We start from the raw sequence: 25,592 nt of genomic DNA on the forward strand, positions 1-25,592 counted from the left end.
GCCTTAAATAATTTGGGTATTTGATGATATTAGCGGAACTTGACTTGTCAAATTTGCTTGCTCGGATTGAGCGCTCACCCAGAGTCGGTAATCGGCTAAAAGTTGATGCAACAATCTTTGCTTAATTGTCAGCAATACGCTTTTCAATAAACCATTGCCAGTTGTTTCTAAAATTGGCTTAGGCATCATGGCAAAAGGCATCGGCAAATCGACTTGGACTTCCAAATCGGCGTTACCTTTTAGCCATGTTTGTCCGTTGATTTGATGGGGGGATAAATATCCTTGCAGGTTTAAACCGAAGCGTTGATTGATGTATTCAACGCCACGAATTTCACAAGCTACAGACTGCAAGCGCACAGTACCGTTAGCGTCTGCCCAAACTTTTAAGTCTACCGTCGGCTGAATACTCAACGTCATAAACTCTAAAGGACGCATCTTGAGGCGAAAATGCTCTTCCCCTAGCGTCTCTATACGAGTGGGGTCTACAAGGGCATGAACTAAACGTTGAGGCTGACGCAAGTAGTGGCAAATTGCAACTGGCTGCTCTGGAACCACAATTTCTACCGATTGAGAGGCAGTAAACCTAGTAGGCATGAGTAGTTATTTAAACCTGTTTGCTAATCTTAATATCTTTCTGGCAAGTAATTGCGATCGCTAACGATATTTATTTAGTTATGAATAATTGTAAAAATTTGTATGTATAGAGAGCCTCCGTCTAAAGGTAAGGGTAGTACAAGGTTGAAGATCGAAATGTCTAAATATCAATAGTTTGTAAATTTTGTTAAAGAGACTCAATCGCTGGTTAATGTTGTTGCTGTGCTTGGGAATTGCGATCGCGCTTACCTGCGCTCAAACTTCCCCCAGCTTGAGCGTAGCCCCTAAAGTCACAGAAATACGCGGTGTTTGGCTAACTAATGTTAGTAGTGCAGTGCTATATACTCCTTGGGGCATCAATAGAGCAATAAATCAGCTAGCTAGGCTAAAGTTCAACACTGTTTATCCTGTAGTTTGGAATCGGGGAGCGACGTTTTACCCTAGTGCTGTAGCCAAAAAGGTAATTGGACGCGATCGCGATTTATGGTTGCAAGTTTTACGATTAAGGCAAGATAGTTTGGCGGAAATTGTCAAACAGTCGCATCGCCAAGGTTTAAGAGTTATACCCTGGTTTGAGTATGGTTTTATGGCTCCAGCTTCCTCGGCATTGGTTAAGCGTCATCCTGACTGGTTAACTAGCCGTCGCGATCGCAGCAAGGTTTTTCAAGCTGAAGAAAACGAGCCAACTTTACCCAAAGCTAGCAATCCTAAACTCAAACAAGTCGACCCCCCAATTGTCAATAAAGGCGTATGGCTTAATCCTTTCCACCCCCAAGTGCAGCAATTTATCCGCGATTTAATTGTTGAGGTGGTAACTAAATACGATGTCGATGGCATTCAGCTTGACGACCATTTTGGCTTGCCTAACGAGTTTAGTTACGATGCTTTTACTATTGACTTATACAAACAAGAACACCAAGGTAAAAGCCCTCCTAGTAACCCTGTAGACGCAGAATGGTTGCGCTGGCGAGCAGACAAACTGACAAAGTTTATGCAGCAAATTTATCTAGCTGTTAAAGCTGTTAAGCCTAATTGTTTGGTTACGCTATCACCCAATCCTCAATATTACGCTTATAGAGCTACTTTGCAAGACTGGCGCAGGTGGGTGGAGCTTGGTTTGATTGAAGAATTAGTTTGTCAAGTTTATCGCACAAGTCGCCAAACTTTTATAGCTGAATTACAACAAAGTTCGCTCTTAGTTGCTCGGCAAAAAATTCCTGTAGGTATTGGTATATTAACAGGCTCTTTGAGTCATCCCGTAGCTATCGAGCAAATAAAAAGCCAAGTTCAATTGGTGCGCGATCGCGGTTATAGTGGGGTATCCTTCTTTTACTGGGAAAGCTTGTGGGGATATATAGCGCCAGAATCTCCCCAAGAACGCCGAGATGTTTTTCAAGCTTTATTTTCACCTTCTAAGCCAAGCAAATAAGTTATGCGATCGCACCCTCATGGATTCTCCTGATCTTCAGTCCTCAATCGTAAAATACCTGAAAACTGACTGCGGTTTTTGGTTGCAATGGTTGTTAGTTACCTTTGGCAGTTTTTTAGTAAGCTTATGTTTGATTGAAGTCGATGTTAGACCTTATATCAGAGTCTACGAAGGAGCGATTGGTGGCGCGGTTGTCGGATTAGCGCAGGGTTTAATTCTCAGGCAACGTTCTCAAACAATAGCTCTATGGTGGATACCTGTAAGTGTTATTAGTTGGGGCTTGATTGGTGCAAGTCATTTTGGTGCAATAGGTTGGATGGCTCCGCGCACGTTGCGCCTAGAGCCAAGAGTTATCTTTGGCTTGATTAACGGCTTGCAAGTAGGCGCTTTGCTAGGTATCGGGCAGTGGTTTGTACTCAGGCAGCACCTAAAAAAAGCTAGCTTATGGATATTGATAAGTGCTGGAGCATGGACTGTTGGCTTACCTATAGGTTGGGCGATTGGGGGAGTTTTACGCCAAGCTACGCGCTTATTTTTAAGCGAAGTTGTAGGGCTAGCAGTAGCGTGGCTAGCGATCGCAGCCATCACCGGAATTGCTTTAATTTGGTTAGAAAAATTATCTGGACTCAAACAAAATCTCGCTCAAAAAAGCACTTTATAAGCAAAAATTATTTATAACTCAAGCAACTAGCTCTAACTTCCATCCTTCTTCGCATACTAGACGCTTCGCAACACCACGTGAATGCATCTTTGTGGTTCTTTTTTCTTTTACTTATAAATCTCCTCTTTAATTCATGACAATATCCATCGCCCATTTAGGTCCATCTGGCACATATTCAGAACAAGCTGCTGTTGCCTACGCCAATATCTTGCACCAACAGACTAAACAAGAACCTATTCTATGCCCTTATCCTAGTATTGCTAAAACCCTAAAAGCGATCGCTACCCATCAAGTCGATTTAGCTGTAGTTCCAGTCGAAAACTCTATTGAAGGTAGCGTTGCCGTTACTTTAGATATGCTCTGGCAGCTAGATATTTTACGCATTAACCTCGCTCTGGTCTTACCGATCGCTCATACTTTGTTATCTCATGCCGACTCTTTAGCCAACATCGAAACTGTGTATTCTCATCCCCAAGCTTTAGCACAGTGTCAGGGATGGTTAGAGCAGTTTTTGCCCAGGGTAGAGTTAATTCCTACTAATTCCACAACTGAAGCACTACAAAAGCTCGGTGAAGGCTCAAACGCGGGTGCTGTAGCATCGCCGCGAGCAGCCCAGCTTTACAATATCCCGATATTAGCTAGCTCGATCAACGATTATGCCGAAAACTGTACGCGGTTTTGGGTGCTAGCTTTATCAGAGTCTACAATAGGCAGTCATACTAGCCTTGCTTTTAGTACCAGAGCAAATATTCCTGGTGCATTGGTACAACCCTTGCAAGTTTTTGCCAAACGAGGTATTAACCTCAGTAGAATTGAGTCTCGCCCCAGCAAGCGATCGCTCGGCGATTATTTATTTTTTATAGATCTTGAAGGCAATACTACCTCTCCATCAGTCCAAGCTGCGATCGCCGAGCTTGCCATGCACACAGAAATCCTGAAAATCTTCGGTAGCTACAATGTCTTATCGCTAACCAAAAACTAGCAACTAAATAACTAAACCCGCAACACCGCATAAATTTCCATATTGCATCTGCGTTTATCTGCATTTATCTGCGTTCCTTTCCTTACAGACAGGCAACAACAGAGACAAGCAAAGACATTGAAGGTTTCCCTACCAGCAATTAATTTAGTTAAAAGTGTCTTTCAACACCGTACGGGCTGCTAAATGGTTGCGGGTAGAAGTAAGAATTTCTATTTCCCTCTCTAACCGACTTGCTGTATCTTGCATTTCTAACAGCATTTGCTGTTCTATTGCCACACCATAAAGGTTGCTTGCTACCCAATAGGATAGTTCTGTAGGCAAATTAGGAATATTTTCCGGTAATTCTATGCGTTGATCGGTAAGTTTTGCTGACAGACGCACTACATCTTGCAGGAGTTGTTCTACTTCAGTCGCTAGCGGTCTTAAATCCTGTTGGGGGGGACGATCTTCAATCCATTCTACCAAGCCTACTTTATAAGGCTTCTCGCGTACGTACTCCAAAACGCGGAACCGCTGCTGACCTAAAGTTAACATTTTCATGCGATCGTCTGGCAGCCGCTCGTATTGCACGATTTCCGCACAGCAACCTATATTAGAAACTTCTTTGCGTACGGGATCGAACAGCAATACTCCAAAACGGCGATCGCTTTCTAAGATCGTGTTCATCATGATCCGGTAGCGAAACTCAAAGATATGTAAAGGTAAAGGTCTACCAGGAAATAGCACTACCTCCGGTAAAGGAAATAATGGAAGTTCTCGCACCGCAATTTGGGAAGAGGATGTCATCGGCGAAGGGTTGAAACGGTAACTACGTGTCTTAACTGTAGCGAATTTCTGATATTTATACTGCTAATAAATTTGCCTTTTAGAGCTTTTCTAAAAGGCAAATTTAGTTTTTATAGCTTGACTTCGATATCTACACCTGAAGGCAAGTCGAGTTTCATTAAAGCATCAATTGTTTTAGCAGAAGGTTGATAAATGTCGATAATCCGGCGGTGGGTACGAGTTTCAAAGTGTTCCCGCGCATCTTTATCAACGTGGGGCGATCTCAATAAACAATAGATCCGGCGTTTTGTCGGTAGAGGAATTGGTCCTACTGCTGAAGCGTTAGTCCGATTTGCCGTATCGACAATTTTTTCGCAAGATGTATCGAGCAAACGGCGGTCAAAAGCTTGTAAGCGAATGCGAATTTTTTGCTGCTGAAGAGTTGCCATTTTTTAGTTTTCTAGGTTCAAGTTTATATAAATCAGGCGAAAAAGCAGAAAAGCATTGTACCTTGTTGGTACTACTTTTCTGCTCTAGTTAGTTAGTAGTTTTAAACTACTTGACAATTTTGGAGACGACACCCGCACCAATAGTACGACCGCCTTCACGAATTGCAAAACGCATTCCTTGCTCGATCGCAATTGGGTTGATGAGTTCTACAGTCATTTTGATGCGATCGCCTGGCATTACCATCTCGGCTGTGCTGCCATCGTCAGATGTGAAGGATTTGATTGTACCTGTTACATCGGTTGTTCGCACGTAGAACTGAGGACGGTATCCTGGGAAAAATGGAGTCTTGCGACCGCCTTCTTTCTCTTTGAGTACGTACACTTCACCTTCAAATTGAGTGTGAGGTGTAATCGAGCCTGGTTTAGCAATTACCATCCCGCGCTCGATGTCTTCTTTTTCAATACCGCGTAGAAGTACGCCAGCATTGTCTCCAGCCATACCTTCGTCAAGGCTCTTTTTGAACATCTCAATCCCTGTAACAGTGGTGTTACGAGTATTTCTGATGCCAACAAGCTCAACAGAATCGCCGACTTTGACCTTACCACGCTCGATTCTGCCTGTAGCTACTGTACCGCGACCTTTGATTGAGAATACGTCTTCTACAGCCATCAAGAAAGGCTTATCTACATCTCGCTCTGGGGTAGGAATGTATGAGTCTACAGCATCCATGAGTTCGTAGATTTTGTCTACCCACTCATTTTCGCCTTTTGGAGTTTTAGGATTAGCTGTCATTGCTTCTAATGCTAGCAATCCCGAACCTTTGACAATGGGGATATCATCGCCAGGAAAATCGTAGCTGCTGAGAAGTTCTCTTACTTCTAGCTCTACAAGTTCCATTAATTCCTCATCGTCTACCATGTCTTGCTTGTTCAAGAATACGACTAGGTTAGGAACACCTACCTGCTTGGCTAGCAAGATGTGTTCGCGGGTTTGGGGCATCGGACCATCAGCAGCGGATACAACTAAGATCCCGCCGTCCATTTGCGCCGCACCTGTGATCATGTTTTTTACATAGTCAGCGTGTCCTGGGCAATCTACGTGAGCGTAGTGACGAGTTTCGGTTTCATACTCAACGTGAGCGGTGTTAATGGTGATACCGCGAGCCTTTTCTTCGGGAGCAGCATCAATATCAGCATACTTACGAGCTTGAGCTTGACCTAAAGCCGCCAATGTCATTGTAATTGCTGCGGTCAGCGTGGTCTTACCGTGATCTACGTGACCGATTGTACCGATGTTGACGTGGGGTTTATTCCTTTCAAATTTTGCGCGTGCCATTGAATTACTTTTAAGTGTTGAGTGTTGAATTTACTGTTAACAAGAGCCGAGGAATGAACTGAGTTTTGAGTTTTAACGATTTTATTCTAATTTAAAACTCACTGGCTTAAAACTCACTGGCTTTTTTAACCGTTCCCTTTGCTCTTAGCAATAATTGCTTCAGCTACGTTGCGAGGTACTTCTTCGTAATGGCTAAATTCCATTGTAAAGATACCCCGACCTTGGGTTTTCGAGCGGATATCGGTAGCATAACCAAACATATCTACCAAGGGAACTTTGGCAGTTACTTTAGCTAGACTTTGTTCCGATCCCATGCCCTCAATTTGACCGCGACGAGAGTTGAGATCGCCCATCACATCCCCCAGGAAGTTTTCAGGAACTTCTACTTCAACTTTCATCATTGGTTCTAGCAATATAGGAGCAGCTTTCATTACGGCTTCTTTGATTGCCATTGAACCTGCGATCTTAAACGCCATTTCTGACGAGTCTACATCGTGGTAAGAACCATCTACCAAGGTGGCTTTGATATCCACTACTGGATAGCCTGCTAAGATCCCTGATTCGCAGGTTTCCTTCATGCCTTGTTCCGCAGGTCCGATGTACTCTTTGGGTACGACACCACCGACGATTTTGGAAACAAATTCAAATCCCGTTCCTGGATCTCCTGGTTCTAGTTCGATCACGACGTGACCGTACTGACCTTTACCGCCACTTTGACGGATAAATTTGCCTTCAGCCCTAACTGCTTTACGGACTGTTTCGCGGTAAGCTACTTGCGGCGCACCTACGTTCGCTTCTACTTTAAATTCCCGTAGCATTCGGTCTACAAGAATTTCTAAGTGCAGTTCGCCCATCCCAGCAATTACAGTCTGGTTGGTTTCATGGTCAACGCTGACTCTAAAGGTTGGGTCTTCTTCCGAAAGCGATTGCAGCGCCTTGGATAGTTTATCCATGTCCTGCTTGGTCTTCGGCTCTACAGCTACGGAGATTACAGGTTCAGGAATAAATAGCGATTCTAGAATTACAGGATCGCTTTCAGTACAAATCGTATCCCCAGTAAAGGTGTCTTGCAGACCTAGAGTTGCTCCCAAGTCCCCAGCGCGTAATTCGTCTACGTCTATGCGATCGTCAGCCTTCATTAGCACTAAACGAGAAACTCGTTCTTTCTTGTCTTTAGTCGCGTTGTAAACGTAGCTGCCTTTCTTTAACACACCAGAGTAGACGCGGATAAATGTCAAGCGCCCGTAACGGTCAGACATAATTTTGAATGCCAAAGCTGACAATGGTTCGTTGTCGTCAGCATGGCGTTCTACCGTGTCACCGTTTGGTAGCAACCCTTGAATTGGTGGAACCTCTGTAGGCGACGGCAAGTAGTCTAAAACTGCATCTAGCAGTAGTTGCACGCCTTTATTTTTAAATGCCGATCCACAAAGAACGGGGACAATTGTGCCTTCAATTGTGCCTTTACGCAATGCTGACTGAATCTCTGCCTCGGTGAGTTCTTCGCCTTCAAAGTATTTTTCAATTAATACTTCATCTGTCTCGGCAGCAGCTTCGACTAACTTAGCGCGGAACTCTTGCGCTTGGGCTTGCATTTCGTCAGGAATTTCCGTTTCTTGAATATCTGTGCCTTGATCGTTGTTATAGATATAGGCTTTCATCCTCACCAAGTCAACAATTCCCCGCAAATCGCTTTCAGCGCCAATTGGCAGTTGAATCGCCACTGCGTTTGCTCTTAAGCGATCGCGCATTTGGTCGTAAACTTTAAAGAAGTTTGCGCCCATGCGATCCATCTTATTTATAAAAGCAATTCTCGGTACTTTATAACGATCTGCCTGTCTCCATACGGTTTCAGACTGAGGCTGCACGCCGCCTACCGAGCAGAAAACGGCGATTACTCCGTCTAATACTCGCATCGAACGCTCTACCTCGATCGTAAAGTCTACGTGACCTGGTGTATCGATAATATTAATAGCGTAATCTTTCCAACTGGTGGAAATAGCAGCAGCAGTAATTGTAATTCCTCGCTCCCGCTCTTGTTCCATCCAGTCAGTTGTTGCTGTTCCTTCGTGGACTTCACCAATTTTGTGAACTATACCCGAATAAAACAGGATACGCTCGGTTGTCGTTGTTTTGCCCGCATCAATATGCGCCGCAATCCCGATATTGCGTATTTTCTCCAGCGGGACGGTACGTGCCACAGCTAGCTGCCTCCTTGATTTTTTGCCGCAGTTACTTCTATGTTACTGTCTGTTAAGATTCTATACTTTTACGGAAAACCGTCCGCAAAATTTAGTATCGATAGTGAGCAAATGCTTTATTTGCATCTGCCATCCGGTGGGTTTCTTCTCGTTTGCGAATTGCGTTGCCTGTTTCGTTGGCTGCGTCCATTAGCTCGTTAGCAAGTCTGCTTGCCATTGTCCTTCCTGGACGTTGCCGTGAAAATTGAATCAGCCAGCGCATTGCTAAAGTTGTCCCTCTTTCTGTACGTACTTCCATTGGGACTTGGTAAGTTGCACCGCCAACTCGACGCGCTTTAACTTCTACTAAAGGTGTAGCGTTACGAATTGCTCTTTCAAAGGTTTCTAACGGATCGCCACCTGTACGTTCTTCTATAGTCTTCATAGCATCGTAAACGATACCCGCAGCGATTGACTTTTTACCGCTACGCATTACCCGCCGCATCATCATGCTAACAAGACGGCTGTTATAAACCGAGTCAGGAGGAACGGGACGTTTTTGGATAACTGTACGACGAGACATATCTAAGCCTTCAAGATTATGTATATTGACTAGATGGGGGGATGATGGCGCGAGGAGCGCACTTTCACTGCTCTAGTCCTGACAATGAGTTTTAGCTTTGTAAGCCGAGCAATATCCTTGGCAATTTGACCGCAACAATTTTTTTATGGTTGCAGCTTCAGCTTCTTTACAGCACTCATAAAGCTTTTCGCTGGCGAAACCAACATACTATAAATGTTACTCATCTATATCTAACGTTAAGTAAGGCTGAGGTTATTTTTATCCTCAATGCCTTACTCAAGCATTCAATTACCAAGTTTAAGCTTGTTTTGGACGTTTAGCGCCGTACTTAGAGCGACCTTGACGACGGTCTTTAACACCTGCAGTGTCTAGAGTTCCCCGAATAATGTGATATCTTACTCCTGGTAAGTCTTTGACCCGACCGCCACGAATCATTACTACTGAGTGTTCTTGCAGGTTGTGACCAATCCCTGGAATATATGCTGTAACCTCAAACCCAGATGTCAAACGCACCCTAGCTACTTTACGTAGTGCTGAGTTTGGTTTTTTCGGTGTGGTTGTGTAGACCCTAGTGCAAACACCCCTGCGTTGCGGGCATTGCTTTAAAGCTGGAGACTTTGTTTTCTTACTGGCTACTTGCCGTTCGGTACGAATTAGTTGCTGTATAGTTGGCATGAGTTACAGCACGTTATAATTTTTGCTGTTCTAAGTTTTTACAAATTCTGATTATAGCTATTTTATTAGATTCATGTCAACGTCAACATTAATTGTAGAGACGTAGCAATGTCGTAGAGACGTAGCACTGCTACGTCTCTACGCCACGCCTACATTTCAACAGCAAAAGAATTACCGCAACCGCAAACAGACACGCCTTTGGGATTGTGAAAGCGAAAAGCGCCGCCCATAAGGTCTTCAGAATAATCTAAGTTGAGGTCTTCGACATATCTATGGCTTTGCTCGTCTACGACAACACTTAGACCGTTGCATTGATAAATACGATCGCTAGAATTAGCAGCATCAAACCCCATGTGATATACCAACCCCGAACAACCACCAGATTGCACTTGCAGGCGAAACAACATTTCTGGGTTAGCTAGCTTTAATTTTAAGCGGTTAATTTCTCTAACTGCCGCAGGACTGAGATTAATCATTGCACAAGGTCTTAGGCGATCGGCACTATACTATTTTAGCTCAAATCCCTCGCTGCCTATCTAAACAACGAGGGATTCTGCAATCTATGTAGACGAAGGAGAAATATTAACTATGTCTTCCCCTTTCTCCTTTCTTAACGGGCGTAGTCGTCTTGGAAGCGGATGATATCATCTTCGCCCAAGTATTCGCCATTTTGGACTTCAATCAAGACCAAAGGAATGACACCAGGATTTTCCAAACGATGGCTCGTACACTGAGGTACGTAGGTAGATTTATTATTACTTAAGATGATTTCCGCGTCGCCACAAGTAACCTTAGCTGTACCAGAGACGACAATCCAGTGTTCGCTGCGGTGATGGTGCATCTGCAAGCTGAGGCGATGACCTGGTTTGACTTCGATGCGCTTAATTTTGTAGCCTCGCCCTTCTTCCAAAACTGTAAAAGCTCCCCAAGGGCGTAATTCTGTAGCGGCAACGCCTTTATGAGCGACAGTTGAAGGTAAGGTTAGTGCGGGTTCTTGGGAAACTTCTTGAACTTTCTGAACCATTAATATCTCTCCTTAAAATTGGTAAACGCTTCAGTGTACTGTCAAGAACTCAATCTTTGAAGACCAAAAGCTGGTGATGAAATTAACCCTAGCCAAACATAACAAAATATTTCTGATTTTGGGGACCAATAATGCACATCTTTGACTCTTATATACCAACTATTTATAGTAAATTTACATTTGCTTTAAATAACATTTGTGGAAAGGCGATTTTTGTCGCTTGCCCTCAAAGTACGCTGAAACACGCAAATCTAACCTGAGTTACGGCATTTGCAGAAAAATTCCTAAGCCATTGTGGACTCGCGCTGCTGTACGAGGCGAACGATTGAGCAATTGCCCTCCTAAGTAAAGACTTGTAGAACTACCGCCATCAAAATTAAGGGCATCAACGCAACCTAATTGCTGCATAACTTTAGCGGCTTCTGCCAAAGTAGCACCAGCACCACCAGCGCGGTTATGAACGGCAGCAATTAACAGATTGCCAGAAGATGTCGTACAGATTACGCTACGAATAGCTTTTTCTCGAATAAAGGCATCGCTAAATCCTTCCGCTTTGGCATTGAGGACAATTTGACGATTTTGGACTAAAACTGGTCCTGCTGCCAAAATTTGCGGATAAGCGGCAAAATCAGCCGGAACTTCTGCGCTTGTTAGCCTGACAATTGAGCCTATAGGCAGCAATGTATTACTGGTATTGCCCCGAAAAACGAGTAAATAACCGTTAGCAGGTATGGGAAAAGCTGCTTCGCCTGCTTTACCGCCTGGTAATTGAGCAGTAACAGAATTATTTTGCACGATCGCAATTATTTCGCCATCAGTTAAGGGCGTATAGTTTGCACCCCAAGCTGATGCATAACGGGCAATTCCAGTTTGCACGTAGCCGCTGTTAAATGTTGTAATTGGTAAACGCTGCCCTGTAGTTGTAGTTACTGTTTCTTGGCGGCTGAGACGACCAATTTTGACTTTACCGACATTATTCCAGGCGATCGCTCCACGATTGAGAATTGGACTTGATAGCCATTGTCCGTTAAGGCGAATTGCCCCTAAAGGTAATTGATTTTTGCGGTTGAAGAAACCAGCATTAATTGCTGCAACAGCAGTATGACGCTCGGCTGTTTTAATTAAAGGAGCAGTACCGACAAGGCTATTAGCTTGACTCCAAATTGGTTTAAGACTGAGACGATTAGATTTGGGGTTAACTTCCAACCAAACTACTGGAAATCTCTCGTTGCCTAAATTTACATATTGCTGTCGCCAGCGCAAACCCTCAGTCCATAATATATTGCGCTCTACCATAGAGTCAGGGCGAATATCGATAACTAAGCGATTGGGGTTAGTTATTGTGCTGACACGCGGCGTTACGCCTACAGGAAGTCTCAGGCGAATATTAGTTAAATTACCTGTTGTTTCTAATTTAGCTACTTGAGGCGAGAGAATAGATTTTAAGCTTTGCTGAGAATTGAAGCGACTTCTTACAACTGGCTCTAAAGCAGCATCAATTGCTATTAGCCATTCTTGTTTGGCAACTTGAGACTTAACAATTGTAATTAATTCGCCTGTAGGTGTTTTCGGTTTAGGTGGTGGCGGCTGTTGACTGACTTGCCAAGCTGTAGGACGATCTAAATCTACAACAATGCGATCGCCCCATGTTTGTTTGCCTATACGTACTTCTTGGACTTTGGTAGCTGGTGAAGTAATTTCTAAGGTATTACCGTTAACCGCCATTTGCCAGCCAGACTTTTGGGCAAAATTGCTAATATTGAGATAGCGATAGCCTGCATTTAACTTGGCAGCAAGGACAATAGGTGTCGTTTTTGGCTCGGAAAACCATTGAATCGGTTGTTTGGCTGGATCGTTCGTATTTAATAAATCTATGCCTAATTGAGCTAAACCCGTGTCGCTTATGCCGACAATATCCTTACCGTTTTGCTCCCACAAACTCCAGGCAATAGGCAAAGTGCGATTATTAAAGACAATTGCTGTGCCAGAACGATTAGACAATGTATCTGCTGGAGCTAGTTGCGATCTTGTTTGCGATCGCGCAGTGGCAAGAGGTATCAGCCAGAAAGTTGTAAGTAACAGTAAAAAAAGTATATTCAAGCGATCGCCATTTCTTGGCTTGAGGAAATTAACAGACAATTTAACTAGCGAATCCTTTAACATAAGTGAGGCGAGAGAGGGGAATTTTTTGGTAAATATTAAAGATTAATGACTTTTATTTACAGCATTAACGTCATAATATAGATTAACTTGATGCTTTAATTGGCACTTATCGGTTTTCTAAGTCTTGCTTAGTAATTAAATTAATAGGGTGAGTTAGACAAACGGTCGTGCTGAAACGGGAAGTTAACCCGCGCGAAAATAGGCGCAAGTTAGTTGGTTGACATCACAGTTTTTACCGAGTGCGATCGCGCGTAACTTGGAAATTGTAGAATGTCGTCACTGCTGTTGCACAATACTGGCAAAGTTAAAGATGGGCTGGCAAAGTTTATCGATTGCACCTAAATGGTATATCTACTCGAAAATAAGAGTTAGCCCGCAGACATTTTTTACCGAATAATTTCCGGCAAACAGGCTCACCTTACAGCTAGATACACTCAAAGCTTCTGATGGATAGGTTTTAGCTGCGTTAGGAGCATTGTCACTAAAATTATCAAGCAAAATTAGCTACAACGCTTGTTATATTTTTCACTTATCTTAAATTGAACAAATTAGGACTAGCCTATGGATAACCAGCACATGAACCGCCAGCAGAATTTAAATACAGAAGTTTCTACCGAAAATAATACACATAGTTTGAGTCAGTATATGGAACCACGATGGTTAGTGGAAGAAAGAGATGCTTGTGGTGTAGGCTTAATTGCCAACCGCGAAAATAAAGCAAATCATCAAATAGTAGACAAAGCTTTATCTGCCCTGACTTGTTTAGAACATCGGGGTGGATGTAGTGCTGACCAAGATTCAGGCGATGGTGCAGGGATAATGACTGCAATTCCCTGGGAATTGTTGCAAGGCTGGTTCGCCGAACAAGGTATGGAAATGCTCCCTACAGAGAATATGGCTGTAGGCATGATGTTTTTGCCTCAAGCGGATGTAGCAGCAAATAAGATTAAGCAAACAATTGAGAAGATTTTAACGGAAGAACAAATAAAAGTATTGGGCTGGCGAGAAGTCCCAGTACAGCCAAACATATTAGGAATTCAAGCTAAAGAAAATCAGCCGCGCATAGAGCAAATTATCGTAGCGTCAATGCAAAAAGGCGACGATTTAGAACGCCAACTATATATTGGTCGCAGAAGAAGCGTTAAAGCCTTTGCCAGCCTCGATCTGCAAGAAGCCGATACTTGTTATTTCTGCTCGTTTTCTAGCCGAACGATCGTTTATAAAGGTATGGTGCGATCGGCAGTGCTAGGAGATTTTTATCTAGATTTAAAAGACCCTGCTTATCAAAGTGCCTTTGCCATTTACCATCGCCGTTTTAGTACCAATACTATGCCCAAATGGCCCTTAGCGCAGCCGATGCGTCTGTTGGGGCATAATGGCGAAATTAATACTCTGCTAGGTAATATTAACTGGATGATGGCACGTACAGCCGACTTGAATCATCCAGTATGGGAAAAGAGATTAGCAGAACTAAAACCATTAGTTCACATTCATAACAGCGATTCAGCTACTTTAGATAACGTGCTGGAATTGTTAGTAAGGTCTGGACGCAGCCCGTTAGAAAGCTTGATGATTATGGTTCCTGAAGCGTACCAAAATCAGCCAGAGCTAGATAGATATCCAGAAATTACTGATTTTTATGAATACTATAGCGGCATCCAAGAAGCTTGGGATGGTCCGGCGTTATTAGTATTTAGCGATGGAAAAAAAGTAGGGGCAACTCTAGACCGTAATGGCTTAAGACCTGCTCGTTATACCATTACCAAAGATGGCTATATTGTCGTTGCGTCTGAAGCTGGAGTTGTAGACCTACCAGAAGCCGATATTATTGAAAAAGGTAGATTAGGACCAGGACAAACGATCGCTGTAGACTTAGAAACCCAAGAAGTATTAAAAAACTGGGAAATCAAACAGCGCGTAGCCAAACAGCATCCCTATGGAGAGTGGTTGCAGCAGCATAGAGTCAAGCTAGAAATTGATGAATCCCAAGCAGATAATAGTTCTCCTAGTTTGCAACCATTAGATACTACACCGTTACCAGAAGCGCAAACAGCGATCGCGCCCCAAGTAGATAGGCAAACTTTACTACGCCACCAAATTGCCTTTGGCTACACGACAGAAGATGTCGAAATGGTAATCCAACCAATGGCTAGCGATGCTAAAGAACCTACTTTCTGTATGGGCGATGATATCCCGCTAGCAGTGCTGTCAGAAAAGCCGCATTTGCTCTACGACTACTTCAAACAGCGGTTTGCTCAAGTAACTAATCCAGCTATCGATCCTTTGCGGGAAAGCTTGGTAATGTCGCTGAAGGTGCAGCTAGGCGAACGGGGTAATTTACTAGAAGCTAAGGCTGAGTACGCGAAAAGGCTGAAATTAGACACACCTGTATTATTAGAGCGTGAATTGGAGGCAATTGGGCGATCGCAATTTAAAACGGCTGACTTAACAACGCTATTTGAAATTGCCACAGGTCCCAACGGTTTAGCTGCTGCGGTAAAATCTCTGTGTCAGCAAGCCGCCGATGCTGTGCGCGCAGGGGCAAAAATATTAATTCTCAGCGACAAGGTAGAGCGAGGATTAAGCACAGAATATACTTATATTCCGCCTTTACTTGCAGTTGGGGCTGTCCACCACCATTTAATCGGTGAAGGATTGCGGATGAAGGCTTCCCTGGTTGTAAATACCGCCCAGTGTTGGAGTACCCATCACTTTGCTTGCTTAATTGGCTACGGTGCTAGCGCAGTTTGCCCGTATTTAGCATTAGATACCGTCCGCAGTTGGTGGTCTGACCCCAAGACACAACAATTTATGGAACGGGGCAAAATAGCAGCAATTAGCTTAGATAAAGCGCTAGCTAACTACCGCAAAGCTGTAGAAGGTGGAATCCTAAAAATATTATCGAAGATGGGGATTTCGCTAGTAACAAGTTACCAAGGAGCGCAAATTTTTGAGGCGATCGGTATTGGTCAAGACTTGTTAAACTTAGGCTTCTATGGCACAACATCTAGATTAGGCGGCTTGAGTGTCTCGGAACTGGCGCAGGAAGTTTTATCTTTCCATCAACGCGCTTTCCCCGAACTAACAAGCAAGAAGTTAGAAAACTTTGGCTTTGTCCAATACCGTCCTGGCGGAGAATATCACGGCAATAGCCCAGAACTTGCCAAAGTATTGCATAAAGCAGTAAAAGCCAAACAATACGACCACTACGAAGCTTATCAGAAGCATCTGGAAAATAAACCGATCGCAGCATTGCGCGATTTGTTGGATTTAAATAGCGATCGCCAATCTATTCCTTTAGACCAAGTAGAATCAGTAACAGAAATTGTCAAACGGTTCTGCACTGGAGGAATGTCTTTAGGGGCGCTATCAAGAGAAGCCCACGAGACACTAGCGATCGCTATGAACCGGATTGGTGGTAAATCTAATTCTGGTGAAGGTGGCGAAGATCCAGTTCGTTACAAAGTATTGGATGATGTTACGGCAGAAGGCACATCAGAAATATTGCCGCACTTGAAAGGGCTAAAAAATGGCGATACTGCTTCTAGCGCCATCAAACAAGTTGCAGCAGGACGCTTTGGGGTAACTCCAGAGTATCTGATGAGTGCCAAGCAAATAGAAATCAAAATTTCTCAAGGAGCAAAACCAGGAGAAGGCGGACAACTACCAGGTAAAAAAGTTAGTCCTTACATTGCCATGTTGCGCCGCACTAAGCCAGGAGTAACGCTAATTTCACCACCACCGCACCACGATATTTATTCGATTGAGGACTTGGCGCAGTTAATTTTTGACTTGCACCAAATTAACCCCAAAGCGCAGGTATCGGTGAAGTTGGTTGCAGAAATTGGGATTGGTACGGTAGCTGCGGGAGTTGCTAAGGCTAATGCTGATATTATCCAAATTTCCGGTCACGACGGCGGTACAGGTGCATCGCCCTTAAGTTCGATCAAACACGCTGGTAGTCCTTGGGAATTGGGACTTACAGAAGTGCATCGCGTATTGATGGATAACAAATTGCGCGATCGCGTTACCCTGCGCGTCGATGGTGGCTTTAAGAGCGGCTGGGATGTGATTATGGGCGCGTTGATGGGCGCAGAGGAGTTCGGCTTCGGCTCCATCGCCATGATTGCGGAAGGCTGCATTATGGCGCGGATATGCCATACAAATAACTGCCCTGTGGGCGTAACCAGCCAAAGAGAAGACTTACGCTTGCGTTTTCCTGGGATGGCGGAACACGTTGTCAATTTCTTCTACTTTGTTGCTGAAGAAGTCCGCAGTTTGTTAGCTAGACTTGGCTATCGTTCGCTTACCGAAGTAATTGGACGTGCCGATTTACTAAAAGTAAAAGATGGGATGAAGCTGACAAAAACAGCAGATTTTAACCTCAATTGCTTGACGCAGTTGCCAGATACTAAGAGCGATCGCACTTGGCTAAACCACGAACCAGTTCATAGCAATGGTGCTGTGTTAGATGACCAAATGCTAGCGGATGCGGATATTCAAGCCGCCATTAGCAACTCAGGTAATGTAGCTAAAACATACGATGTAGTAAATACAGATCGGACAATTGGGGCAAGATTATCAGGTCAAATTGCATCTCAATACGGCAACAATGGTTTTGCTGGGCAAATTGAGCTTAACTTTACAGGTAGTGTCGGACAAAGCTTTGGCGCGTTTAACTTACCGAATATGACTCTCAAGCTGCAAGGCGAAGCCAACGATTATGTCGGGAAAGGAATGCATGGTGGAGAAATTGTAATTCAACCACCAACAGATGCTACCTATAAACCAGAGCAAAACGTAATTATTGGTAATACCTGTCTTTACGGCGCAACTGGAGGCTTCTTATTTGCCAACGGTTTAGCTGGCGAAAGATTTGCTGTTCGTAACTCTAAAGGTACAGCAGTAATTGAAGGTGCTGGCGATCACTGCTGCGAGTATATGACTGGCGGTGTAATTGTCGTTCTAGGCAAAGTCGGGCGCAATGTAGGCGCGGGAATGACTGGTGGTTTGGCATACTTCTTAGATGAAGATGGCAATTTCCCCCAATTAGTCAATCCAGAAATTGTCAAGTTGCAACGTATAAATCAGTCATCGGCTGGCGAACAACAATTGCAGCAATTAATTGAACTGCACGCCGAACGTACTGGATCGCCCAAAGCCAAACAAATTCTAGCTAATTGGTCAAACTACTTATCTAAGTTTTGGCAAGTCGTACCGCCTTCGGAGGCAGATACTCCAGAAGCTAGTTCTAGCGCTGTGACGGATAAGGAATTACTTTCTGTTCAGTAGCTTGTTTTCAAGAGACAAAGGACAAGGGGACAAGGAAGATAGCATTTCAAAATAATTATCTTTCTGTCCCTACATCTGTCAGCAAATAAGGGTTCAACAATTTTTGTAAGACAGGATTGTTAAATATTCTGGAAATATCTAAAAATAAGGCAGGTTCTTAACTTGCCTTATTTTTTATGTCATAAACGCAAAAACTCTATTTCTCAAGGAAGACTTCGCTGTTATCGAAGTTTATTCCAAAGATTGATTCTTATAAGTGAAAAAACCTATAACTTGGTTTGTGAAAGTTGTTTGCCAATCCAGAGCGCGATCGCACTAACGAAACAATTCACATCACAAACAACCAAAGTATTGAAAATATAGGAAGTACAGTCATGAAGAATTCTAAATTAACCAAAGTTGTAGGAGCTAGTATAGTTGCGGCAAGTTTAGCTGTAATGCCTTTATCTTTACCTGCTTCTGCTCAGACAGACACCGCTCCAACTACTCAAACTAGCCCAGAATCTAACGCACCTACAGTTGATACTACTCCTTTCCAAGAAACAAGAAACGATAATAATAATTGGGGTTGGTTAGGTCTGCTCGGTTTGATTGGTTTAGCAAACTTTTTCCGCAAGCCTAAGCATACAACTGTTTATGCCGATCCAGATCCAGCAAATCGCACTACTACTACCAGATACTAATTGGTTAAGATTACAATTTCTCAGCAAAACAGAGGTGGCGATCGCTACCTCTGTTTTTAATGGGTTAATAGGGCTGGAGTACGACGACACAATACAGCTACATCTTCATCATCTAAATCTACTGGCGTTCCACTACGGATAAGTTCGGTAAAGTCTTCGTTGGGAACCATAATACATAGTGCATACAAGCGACTTGTACCAGTGTTTTCAATTACATGAGTTCCCGTTGGAGGAACTAAAAGGCTATCGCCAGCACGAATTGGTACTGTTTTACCGTCGCAACTTGCTTTACCCTCACCTTTAATAATAAAAAACATTTCTACTGCCAATTGATGGCGGTTTGGTGGCGTTTTACCACCAATATCGAAAATTTCTACACAAACAGTCAAAGAAATATTCGCCGTTGCAGTATCAAAAATAATTGCTAGTCGGTTGGTGTCTCTCGGACTAATACGAAATGCTTGGTAGTCTTGAGGAGACTTAGCTACTAAAATCATGCAACGCGAAGCATCCATAAGTTCTAAAAAGAGTTTTATATAAAGGTGTAAAAATAGTTTGAGTATAGCTGAGAAAACTTTGGTAATGCTGCCTGGTAGTTTTTCTTATTCGAGTCAGGATTTGCTCTAAATATCATGCAAAAGAAGCAGAAGTTTCCTTATTTAGTTGGTTCTAAGTGGACAGCGCAGCAGAAAGTAGACGGTTGGAGGCATTTTCAGGTTGTCAACCGCAAAAATCAAGGTAAATGGGTATTTGCAGAATTGGTCGCGGCTTGCGATCCGCTTGTACGTTTTTGGCTCAATGCTAAATTACTTAAAGATTCTTCACAGTGGCAAGCTGGTTGGCAATCTCTCCAGGAAATCGAAGATTTAGAGGATGATGTTTCTTGATGAAACAACGATTTAGATAAAATTTATTATTTTTAACATAGAGTGCAGCGATCGCCTCTGTACTTCCCAAACAGAGTTGCGATCGCTAGTTGTATCTAAGTAATTATTCCTAATAGATATCTTCTTAGTCGATCTAGGTAGGCTCTAACTGCCGATTTTAGTTGTTTGCTAGGGAATTGAGCGATCGCTATTGCCCTAAATCTCAGGATTGAGGTTTTTGTTTATTGTTACTTATTTTATAAATAAACTTACACAAAAACAGAAAAATCAGAATATAAAAGCCTATATAAGGATTTAAGCGGTTTTAAACGCTTAATTATTTTATATGGACTCACTTTTAAACTTTTAAGTTAAGTATTGTTATTTAGTCCCCTTTATTTTCTGGCGAAGTTCGACAATAATTCATGCAAAGACTAAAAAATTAAATTCAAACAGGCTAGTAGGAACTACCTACTTCGATCTGAACATTCGGTAAGCAACGATAGGAGCCAAAAATAAAGTGAAACTTGCAGTTTACGGAAAAGGTGGCATCGGCAAATCGACAACTAGCTGTAACATCTCTGTTGCACTAGCAAAACGCGGTAAGAAAGTATTACAAATTGGCTGCGATCCTAAGCATGACAGCACTTTTACGCTCACTGGGTTCCTAATTCCCACCATTATCGATACGCTTCAAGAGAAGGATTATCACTACGAAGATGTTTGGTCAGAAGATGTAATTTATAAAGGCTATGGCGGTGTTGACTGCGTAGAAGCAGGCGGACCTCCAGCGGGTGCAGGTTGCGGCGGTTATGTCGTCGGCGAAACTGTCAAACTGCTCAAAGAACTTAATGCTTTTGATGAATACGATGTCATCTTGTTTGATGTACTAGGTGACGTAGTATGTGGCGGTTTTGCTGCACCTTTAAACTATGCTGATTATTGCTTGATCGTGACTGACAACGGTTTTGATGCTTTATTTGCTGCTAACCGCATTGCTGCTTCAGTTAGGGAAAAAGCTCGTACTCACCCCTTACGTTTAGCAGGGTTGATTGGCAATCGGACTGCTAAACGCGATTTGATCGAAAAGTATATAGAAGCTGTACCTATGCCAGTATTGGAAGTGTTGCCTTTGATTGAGGATATTCGTGTATCTCGCGTTAAAGGGAAAACTTTGTTTGAAATGGCAGAGACAGATCCATCGTTGAACTACGTTTGCGATTACTATCTATCAATTGCCGATCAAATTCTAGCAAGACCAGAGGGCGTTGTACCTAATGATGCTCCCGATCGCGAATTGTTCTCTTTACTATCTGATTTCTACCTCAATCCTACTCAGCCAAAAGCTCCTACAGCAGAGGAAGAATTAGATTTGATGATGGTATAGCCTTGTGTAACTAGGAAGATTTTTTAAACTAACCGCCTTCACGGAGTGTAGCGTCTAGTACGCCAAGGTAAGAGCAAGTAGATTTTTTGTGTAGTTTGGGATTGCTGTAGTCCGAGAATAAGGCAGAGAAATGGCTTTTTTTGATAGTTTAAAAGATGCTTTGAGGCATAAATGGGTGCAGTTTTTTCAGAGCAATCGCTTTTGGATCGATTTGCACTCAGATACAGTTGCTACTCCTGATGGTGGTAAACGTCCGGCTTCTTACCTCATTTTGGGAGTAATTAGCGCTTTAGAACCGCAATTAGCTCAGTTGATGCTGCCTTTTTCTCAACTCAATCCCGATGTAGATGCTTTGATTGATGTGTTGGGTTTGAACTTTGACCCAATGCTATTGGGTAATGCTGCTAACCAACAGGTAAATCTAACTAATGATGTTATCTCAATACCAGAGGAACAAAAGAGCAATGTAATGCTTGTAGAATCTTCAGTCGTGGATGAAGAAGCAGAAGCCTTCACTATTATGTCTCTCAGCGAATTGACGATAGACGAAGCAATCCCAGCTAGCAATACTGACGATTTTGACGATAAATTTTTGGATATAGGTAGCGAACCTAACTTAGATTTTGAGCAGCTATCTAACCCAGAGCAACAATTAAATAGCGACCAAGATATTTCACGCCTGTTTCCTTTTAATTAGCCCATAAATACTGAATTTGCCAATCCTCAGAGTTTGAAAGGAGAATTATAAGTTTATGACCGTAGCTCAAAGCGAAGCTTTAAATTTTGAGTGTGAAACTGGTAACTATCACACTTTTTGCCCGATTAGTTGTGTAGCTTGGCTGTACCAAAAGATTGAAGATAGTTTCTTTTTGGTAATTGGGACAAAGACTTGCGGCTATTTTTTACAAAATGCTATGGGGGTGATGATTTTTGCTGAACCCCGCTATGCAATGGCGGAATTGGAAGAAGGCGATATTTCCGCGCAGTTGAACGACTATGAAGAGTTGAAACGGTTGTGCTTGCAAATAAAGCGCGATCGCAATCCTAGTGTAATTGTCTGGATTGGCACTTGCACAACAGAAATTATCAAGATGGACTTGGAAGGTTTAGCACCGAAGTTAGAAGCGGAAATTGGTATTCCTATCGTTACTGCGCGTGCTAATGGTTTAGACTACGCTTTTACGCAAGGGGAAGATACGGTACTTGCTGCAATGGCGGCGCGTTGTCCTGAAAAAGCGCCAGTCGTGGAGTCAGAGAAAAAAGAACGCAATGCGATCGCATCATTACTCAATTTTGGCAAAAAGAAGGAAGATGTTGCTGCTGATGAATCAGAGTATGTCAACCATACGCCATTAGTTCTATTTGGTTCTTTACCCGATCCGGTAGTTACGCAGCTAACTTTGGAACTCAAAAAGCAAGGTATTAAAGTATCTGGCTGGCTCCCAGCAAAGCGTTATACTGAACTACCAGTTATTGAAGAAGGGTATTATGTCGCAGGTGTCAACCCTTTTCTTAGCCGTACTGCAACAACTTTAATGCGCCGTCGCAAGTGCAAGTTAATTGGCGCACCTTTTCCAATTGGTCCTGATGGAACTCGCGCCTGGATTGAAAAAATCTGCTCGGTGCTGGGGATTACACCCAAAGGTTTAGATGAAAGAGAAGCGCAAATTTGGGCAAGTATGGAAGATTATTTGCAATTAATTCGTGGCAAATCTGTCTTCTTTATGGGCGATAACTTGCTAGAAATCTCTTTAGCGCGGTTTCTAGTGCGCTGTGGTATGACTGTACCGGAAATTGGGATTCCCTACATGGATAAGCGCTATCAAGCGGCAGAATTGACGCTGTTAGAGCATACTTGCCAAGAAATGGGAGTACCTTTGCCGAGAATTATCGAAAAACCAGATAATTACAACCAAATTCAGCGAATTAAAGAAACGCAACCGGATTTAGTAATTACTGGAATGGCTCATGCTAACCCTTTAGAAGCGCGGGGAATCAGTACCAAATGGTCAGTTGAATTTACCTTTGCTCAAATTCACGGCTTTACCAACGCGCGTGACATCTTAGAATTGGTAACTCGTCCTTTGCGTCGCAACACCAATCTTAAAGATTTGGGTTGGGAGAAGTTAGTTAAGGAAGAAGCCAAAATCTAAAGCGATCGCACTTACAATAAACTACAAGTAGGGTGCGTTTTCAAAATGCACCCTACAATAATCTTATTTGCAGCAATTATGAATAGAAAATTATCTTTAGCTACCCTAGCAGCTACCAGCGCGATCGCTAGCACTGTTCTATTTTCTGCTGTTGCTACTGCCAAATCGCCGTGTTCCTTATCAGCAAGACGTAGTGCTATTGATTGGGCAAAAACTCCTTTAGTTGCTGTGCTAACAATTCCAGGAATTGCCATCGCTACTACCTTATACATCAGCGGACGCTCTCACCAAGAGTAAGTAATAGCGCTTCCGCGCACATAGATCCGCTCTCCCCACAAGCAAAATTGCGCCTAATTACTCGGTTCCACTTCCTTTACCCTGCGGATTGGCAAATTGGCAATTAGCGCCGTAGCCCGTTGATTATTTTCCAAGCAAAACTCTAACCCATCCGCTTCTAGTTCCACATAACGCGAAACCACTTCGACAATTTCCCGCCGCATTCTTTCCAGCACTTCTGGATTTAAATCGGCGCGATCGTGAGAAATTACAAGTTGTAGCCGCCGCTTGACTTCAGCGCGACTGGTGTCTTCACTATTACGAGGTACGGGGAAAAGCCGATCTAAAAGTTCGCTAATCATAGCAGTAGGAGCAGGATGAGAAAAGTTGCTTAAATAATCTTTGTCCACAATAACTTGCGGATGCGAGAAAAGATATTCTCTGGAGGAACACTTAGATCGATAAACTCTACTGTCTCTCCTTGCAAGCGTCGAGCGATATTATCAAACGCCATACCCGCCATAGATGGGGTTTCAGCTAAAACCAAAGGTTCGCCACGATTAGTAGAGACAATTACGCGCTCGTCTTCAGGAACTACGCCAATTAAAGGAATTGCGAGAATTTCTTGCACGTCTTGCACTGACATCATATCGTTGACTTGTACCATAGCAGGGCGCAGGCGATTGACAATTAAGTTAATGCGCTTAATGCCTTGAGCTTCTAATAATCCGACAACGCGATCGGCATCGCGTACGGCGGATATTTCTGGGGTAGTAACGATCAATGCTTCTTTTGCTGGAGCGATCGCATTTTTAAACCCCATCTCAATTCCCGCTGGACTATCAATTAAAACGTAATCAAAGGTTTTAATCAATGAGTCTACAAGTTCGGTCATTTGTTCGGGACTAACTGCTTCTTTGGTGCGATTTTGCGCCGCAGGTAACAAAGCAAGTCCAGGAATACGTTTATCTTTGACTAAAGCTTGTTCTAGACGGCATTCGCCAGCAAAGACTTCAATCGCAGTATAAACTATGCGATTTTCTAAGCCAAGCAACAGGTCAAGATTTCTTAACCCAAAATCCGCATCTAATAAAGCGACTTGTTGCCCTAAACGAGCTAGAGCCATGCCTAGATTTGCTGTAACGGTGGTTTTACCCACCCCGCCTTTACCGGAAGTGGTGACAATAATGCGACTCATGACTGTGGTAGAAACTGGGACTTAGAAAAATCGGCAGCTTTGCTAATGCGAATTCCATCAGGGGTAATGTAAGCAACTTCAACCTCATACCTTTCGGGGCGACTTGCTGGCGCTCTGGCGAGCGAATCAGCAATTCTTAACTGAGTTGGTTCCATTTGTAAAGCCATAATTAAACATTTAGCGTTACCGTCAGCGCCCGCGTGAGCAACTCCCCGCAAGCGACCCCAAACTAGAATATCGCCCTTTGCAACTACGATACCACCTGGGTTGATGTCTCCCAATACGATTACTGTACCAGAGTGACGAATCTCTACACCGGATCTAATAGTCATTTGCAAATATAATGGCTCTACCAGGGGTGCAACTGCGGGAGCAGGAGATCGCTCTAGTGTAGATACAGCGGCTTGTTGTTCGACGCAGTAGCCAGCCGTAGCCGCAGCTACAGCAGTTTGACGGCGGCTAGTATGGACGCGCTGCATTTGCAGTTGGGCTTGAGTTAAAGCATCGGCGATCGCTTGCAGTTGTCGTGCGTCTAATAATCTATCGACAGCAAAGAGTTCTACTTTGGTATTTGGTTGCCAAAAGCGATCGCCTGCATTTAGTCTATGCTTCATTTGCTGCCAAAGTTCCGACCAACTATCTGCCGATGAGGGAAATTCTGCTTCGGTGGGCAAAATTAACAGTAGCCGATCTGCCTCGCTTTTAAAGCGCACTTGTAGGTTAACCTTTACCGCTTCTTCAGTGGCAGGAGTTTCTTCAGCAACTACATCTTCTTCAGTGGCAGGAGTTTTGCCAGTAACTACTTCAGGCAGGGCAGAATCAGAAGTCATGCAAAAAGTGAGAGCAACAAAGTTATATTATTTTGCTTCTACTTTTTGAAAGTTGAAAAGCAAATG

Annotated in this window: 24 protein-coding genes and 1 pseudogene; 11 read left to right on the plus strand and 14 right to left on the minus strand. The window is 43.3% G+C overall.

Annotated features, from left to right (window positions below; genetic code table 11):
• Nucleotides 1-3: 3 nt before the first annotated feature.
• A complete protein-coding gene (locus UH38_RS05805) occupies nucleotides 4-594 on the minus strand; it encodes a DUF1997 domain-containing protein (protein WP_045053694.1) in 591 nt (196 codons plus the stop codon).
• A 184-nt stretch (nucleotides 595-778) separates the two neighbouring features.
• Between UH38_RS05805 and UH38_RS05810 the strand changes: the two genes are divergently transcribed.
• The 3 genes from UH38_RS05810 (at nucleotide 779) to pheA (ending at nucleotide 3,666) form a co-directional block, all read left to right on the plus strand.
• The gene (locus UH38_RS05810; RefSeq protein WP_200892307.1) at nucleotides 779-2,023 is read left to right on the plus strand and encodes a glycoside hydrolase family 10 protein; all 1,245 of its coding nucleotides are present in this window, start codon (nucleotides 779-781) and stop codon (nucleotides 2,021-2,023) included.
• 19 nt (nucleotides 2,024-2,042) lie between these two features.
• A complete protein-coding gene (locus UH38_RS05815; protein WP_045053696.1) occupies nucleotides 2,043-2,684 on the plus strand; it encodes a hypothetical protein in 642 nt (213 codons plus the stop codon).
• A gap of 133 nt (nucleotides 2,685-2,817) precedes the next feature.
• Nucleotides 2,818-3,666 carry a prephenate dehydratase gene (gene pheA / locus UH38_RS05820; RefSeq protein WP_045053697.1) on the plus strand — a complete coding sequence of 283 codons (849 nt, stop codon included), beginning with the start codon at nucleotides 2,818-2,820 and terminating at the stop codon, nucleotides 3,664-3,666.
• Between the two features lie 144 nt (nucleotides 3,667-3,810).
• On the opposite strand, the gene UH38_RS05825 is transcribed toward pheA, so the two are convergent.
• From UH38_RS05825 to UH38_RS05865, 9 genes are all read right to left on the minus strand, one after another.
• Nucleotides 3,811-4,452 (minus strand): LON peptidase substrate-binding domain-containing protein, encoded by a 642-nt coding sequence (locus UH38_RS05825; protein WP_045053698.1) that lies wholly within the window; start codon nucleotides 4,450-4,452, stop codon nucleotides 3,811-3,813.
• Nucleotides 4,453-4,562: 110 nt separating this feature from the next.
• Complete coding sequence (gene rpsJ, locus UH38_RS05830; RefSeq protein ID WP_045053699.1) at nucleotides 4,563-4,880, minus strand: 30S ribosomal protein S10; 318 nt, start codon at nucleotides 4,878-4,880, stop codon at nucleotides 4,563-4,565.
• A gap of 106 nt (nucleotides 4,881-4,986) precedes the next feature.
• Nucleotides 4,987-6,216 carry an elongation factor Tu gene (tuf, locus tag UH38_RS05835; protein WP_045053700.1) on the minus strand — a complete coding sequence of 410 codons (1,230 nt, stop codon included), beginning with the start codon at nucleotides 6,214-6,216 and terminating at the stop codon, nucleotides 4,987-4,989.
• A 125-nt stretch (nucleotides 6,217-6,341) separates the two neighbouring features.
• Nucleotides 6,342-8,417: an elongation factor G gene (gene fusA, locus UH38_RS05840; RefSeq protein ID WP_045053701.1), complete on the minus strand. Its 2,076-nt coding sequence runs from the start codon at nucleotides 8,415-8,417 to the stop codon at nucleotides 6,342-6,344.
• A 91-nt stretch (nucleotides 8,418-8,508) separates the two neighbouring features.
• On the minus strand, nucleotides 8,509-8,979 hold the full coding sequence (rpsG, locus tag UH38_RS05845; protein WP_045053702.1) for a 30S ribosomal protein S7: 471 nt from the start codon (nucleotides 8,977-8,979) through the stop codon (nucleotides 8,509-8,511).
• 297 nt (nucleotides 8,980-9,276) lie between these two features.
• A complete protein-coding gene (gene rpsL / locus UH38_RS05850; protein ID WP_045053703.1) occupies nucleotides 9,277-9,654 on the minus strand; it encodes a 30S ribosomal protein S12 in 378 nt (125 codons plus the stop codon).
• A gap of 149 nt (nucleotides 9,655-9,803) precedes the next feature.
• Nucleotides 9,804-10,130, minus strand: a complete 327-nt coding sequence (locus tag UH38_RS05855; RefSeq protein WP_045053704.1) for a HesB/IscA family protein — start codon at nucleotides 10,128-10,130, stop codon at nucleotides 9,804-9,806.
• A 134-nt stretch (nucleotides 10,131-10,264) separates the two neighbouring features.
• The gene (locus UH38_RS05860) at nucleotides 10,265-10,678 is read right to left on the minus strand and encodes a cupin domain-containing protein (RefSeq protein ID WP_045053705.1); all 414 of its coding nucleotides are present in this window, start codon (nucleotides 10,676-10,678) and stop codon (nucleotides 10,265-10,267) included.
• A gap of 261 nt (nucleotides 10,679-10,939) precedes the next feature.
• Complete coding sequence (locus UH38_RS05865) at nucleotides 10,940-12,817, minus strand: phosphodiester glycosidase family protein (protein ID WP_235355093.1); 1,878 nt, start codon at nucleotides 12,815-12,817, stop codon at nucleotides 10,940-10,942.
• A gap of 241 nt (nucleotides 12,818-13,058) precedes the next feature.
• On the opposite strand from UH38_RS05865, the gene UH38_RS26190 reads away from it, so the two are divergent.
• The 3 genes from UH38_RS26190 (at nucleotide 13,059) to UH38_RS05875 (ending at nucleotide 18,816) form a co-directional block, all read left to right on the plus strand.
• Nucleotides 13,059-13,238, plus strand: coding sequence for a hypothetical protein (locus UH38_RS26190; RefSeq protein WP_144405626.1), 180 nt, complete (start codon nucleotides 13,059-13,061; stop codon nucleotides 13,236-13,238).
• Between the two features lie 164 nt (nucleotides 13,239-13,402).
• A complete protein-coding gene (gltB, locus tag UH38_RS05870) occupies nucleotides 13,403-18,133 on the plus strand; it encodes a glutamate synthase large subunit (protein WP_045053706.1) in 4,731 nt (1,576 codons plus the stop codon).
• Between the two features lie 374 nt (nucleotides 18,134-18,507).
• Nucleotides 18,508-18,816, plus strand: coding sequence for a WGxxGxxG family protein (locus tag UH38_RS05875; protein WP_045053789.1), 309 nt, complete (start codon nucleotides 18,508-18,510; stop codon nucleotides 18,814-18,816).
• A gap of 56 nt (nucleotides 18,817-18,872) precedes the next feature.
• On the opposite strand, the gene UH38_RS05880 is transcribed toward UH38_RS05875, so the two are convergent.
• Entirely contained in the window at nucleotides 18,873-19,331 is a 459-nt protein-coding gene (locus UH38_RS05880) for a cupin domain-containing protein (protein ID WP_200892309.1), read from the minus strand.
• Between the two features lie 117 nt (nucleotides 19,332-19,448).
• Here UH38_RS05880 and UH38_RS05885 point away from each other — a divergent pair, with 117 nt between their 5' ends.
• From UH38_RS05885 to UH38_RS26200, 5 genes and pseudogenes are all read left to right on the plus strand, one after another.
• The gene (locus UH38_RS05885; protein WP_045053707.1) at nucleotides 19,449-19,703 is read left to right on the plus strand and encodes a TIGR02450 family Trp-rich protein; all 255 of its coding nucleotides are present in this window, start codon (nucleotides 19,449-19,451) and stop codon (nucleotides 19,701-19,703) included.
• A gap of 499 nt (nucleotides 19,704-20,202) precedes the next feature.
• A complete protein-coding gene (bchL, locus tag UH38_RS05890; RefSeq protein WP_045053708.1) occupies nucleotides 20,203-21,069 on the plus strand; it encodes a ferredoxin:protochlorophyllide reductase (ATP-dependent) iron-sulfur ATP-binding protein in 867 nt (288 codons plus the stop codon).
• Nucleotides 21,070-21,199: 130 nt separating this feature from the next.
• Nucleotides 21,200-21,469: pseudogene (locus UH38_RS28095) on the plus strand (DUF5331 domain-containing protein); the annotation flags it as partial.
• 352 nt (nucleotides 21,470-21,821) lie between these two features.
• Nucleotides 21,822-23,222, plus strand: a complete 1,401-nt coding sequence (locus UH38_RS05900; protein WP_045053709.1) for a ferredoxin:protochlorophyllide reductase (ATP-dependent) subunit N — start codon at nucleotides 21,822-21,824, stop codon at nucleotides 23,220-23,222.
• A 78-nt stretch (nucleotides 23,223-23,300) separates the two neighbouring features.
• On the plus strand, nucleotides 23,301-23,519 hold the full coding sequence (locus UH38_RS26200; RefSeq protein WP_144405627.1) for a hypothetical protein: 219 nt from the start codon (nucleotides 23,301-23,303) through the stop codon (nucleotides 23,517-23,519).
• A 53-nt stretch (nucleotides 23,520-23,572) separates the two neighbouring features.
• Here the strand turns inward: UH38_RS26200 and minE are convergent, their stop codons facing one another.
• Genes minE through minC form a run of 3 tightly spaced genes read right to left on the minus strand, consistent with a single transcriptional unit; the run spans nucleotide 23,573 to nucleotide 25,526 of the window.
• On the minus strand, nucleotides 23,573-23,860 hold the full coding sequence (gene minE, locus UH38_RS05910; RefSeq protein ID WP_045053792.1) for a cell division topological specificity factor MinE: 288 nt from the start codon (nucleotides 23,858-23,860) through the stop codon (nucleotides 23,573-23,575).
• 29 nt (nucleotides 23,861-23,889) lie between these two features.
• Entirely contained in the window at nucleotides 23,890-24,696 is an 807-nt protein-coding gene (gene minD / locus UH38_RS05915; protein ID WP_045053711.1) for a septum site-determining protein MinD, read from the minus strand.
• Nucleotides 24,693-25,526, minus strand: coding sequence for a septum site-determining protein MinC (minC, locus tag UH38_RS05920; RefSeq protein WP_082065316.1), 834 nt, complete (start codon nucleotides 25,524-25,526; stop codon nucleotides 24,693-24,695). The genes minD and minC overlap by 4 nt, the downstream gene beginning before the upstream one ends.
• Between the last annotated feature and the right edge of the window lie 66 nt (nucleotides 25,527-25,592).

Origin of the sequence: Aliterella atlantica CENA595, from assembly GCF_000952155.1 — a bacterium.
Lineage (GTDB): Bacteria > Cyanobacteriota > Cyanobacteriia > Cyanobacteriales > Chroococcidiopsidaceae > Aliterella > Aliterella atlantica.

Coding starts and splice junctions, on each gene's coding strand:
- UH38_RS05805 (WP_045053694.1), bottom strand. CDS start 594: ATGCCTACTAGGTTTACTGCCTCTCAATCGGTAGAAATTGTGGTTCCA.
- UH38_RS05815 (WP_045053696.1), top strand. CDS start 2,043: ATGGATTCTCCTGATCTTCAGTCCTCAATCGTAAAATACCTGAAAACT.
- pheA (WP_045053697.1), top strand. CDS start 2,818: ATGACAATATCCATCGCCCATTTAGGTCCATCTGGCACATATTCAGAA.
- UH38_RS05825 (WP_045053698.1), bottom strand. CDS start 4,452: ATGACATCCTCTTCCCAAATTGCGGTGCGAGAACTTCCATTATTTCCT.
- rpsJ (WP_045053699.1), bottom strand. CDS start 4,880: ATGGCAACTCTTCAGCAGCAAAAAATTCGCATTCGCTTACAAGCTTTT.
- tuf (WP_045053700.1), bottom strand. CDS start 6,216: ATGGCACGCGCAAAATTTGAAAGGAATAAACCCCACGTCAACATCGGT.
- rpsG (WP_045053702.1), bottom strand. CDS start 8,979: ATGTCTCGTCGTACAGTTATCCAAAAACGTCCCGTTCCTCCTGACTCG.
- rpsL (WP_045053703.1), bottom strand. CDS start 9,654: ATGCCAACTATACAGCAACTAATTCGTACCGAACGGCAAGTAGCCAGT.
- UH38_RS05855 (WP_045053704.1), bottom strand. CDS start 10,130: ATGATTAATCTCAGTCCTGCGGCAGTTAGAGAAATTAACCGCTTAAAA.
- UH38_RS05860 (WP_045053705.1), bottom strand. CDS start 10,678: ATGGTTCAGAAAGTTCAAGAAGTTTCCCAAGAACCCGCACTAACCTTA.
- gltB (WP_045053706.1), top strand. CDS start 13,403: ATGGATAACCAGCACATGAACCGCCAGCAGAATTTAAATACAGAAGTT.
- UH38_RS05875 (WP_045053789.1), top strand. CDS start 18,508: ATGAAGAATTCTAAATTAACCAAAGTTGTAGGAGCTAGTATAGTTGCG.
- UH38_RS05880 (WP_200892309.1), bottom strand. CDS start 19,331: ATGGATGCTTCGCGTTGCATGATTTTAGTAGCTAAGTCTCCTCAAGAC.
- UH38_RS05885 (WP_045053707.1), top strand. CDS start 19,449: ATGCAAAAGAAGCAGAAGTTTCCTTATTTAGTTGGTTCTAAGTGGACA.
- UH38_RS05900 (WP_045053709.1), top strand. CDS start 21,822: ATGACCGTAGCTCAAAGCGAAGCTTTAAATTTTGAGTGTGAAACTGGT.
- UH38_RS26200 (WP_144405627.1), top strand. CDS start 23,301: ATGAATAGAAAATTATCTTTAGCTACCCTAGCAGCTACCAGCGCGATC.
- minE (WP_045053792.1), bottom strand. CDS start 23,860: ATGATTAGCGAACTTTTAGATCGGCTTTTCCCCGTACCTCGTAATAGT.
- minD (WP_045053711.1), bottom strand. CDS start 24,696: ATGAGTCGCATTATTGTCACCACTTCCGGTAAAGGCGGGGTGGGTAAA.
- minC (WP_082065316.1), bottom strand. CDS start 25,526: ATGACTTCTGATTCTGCCCTGCCTGAAGTAGTTACTGGCAAAACTCCT.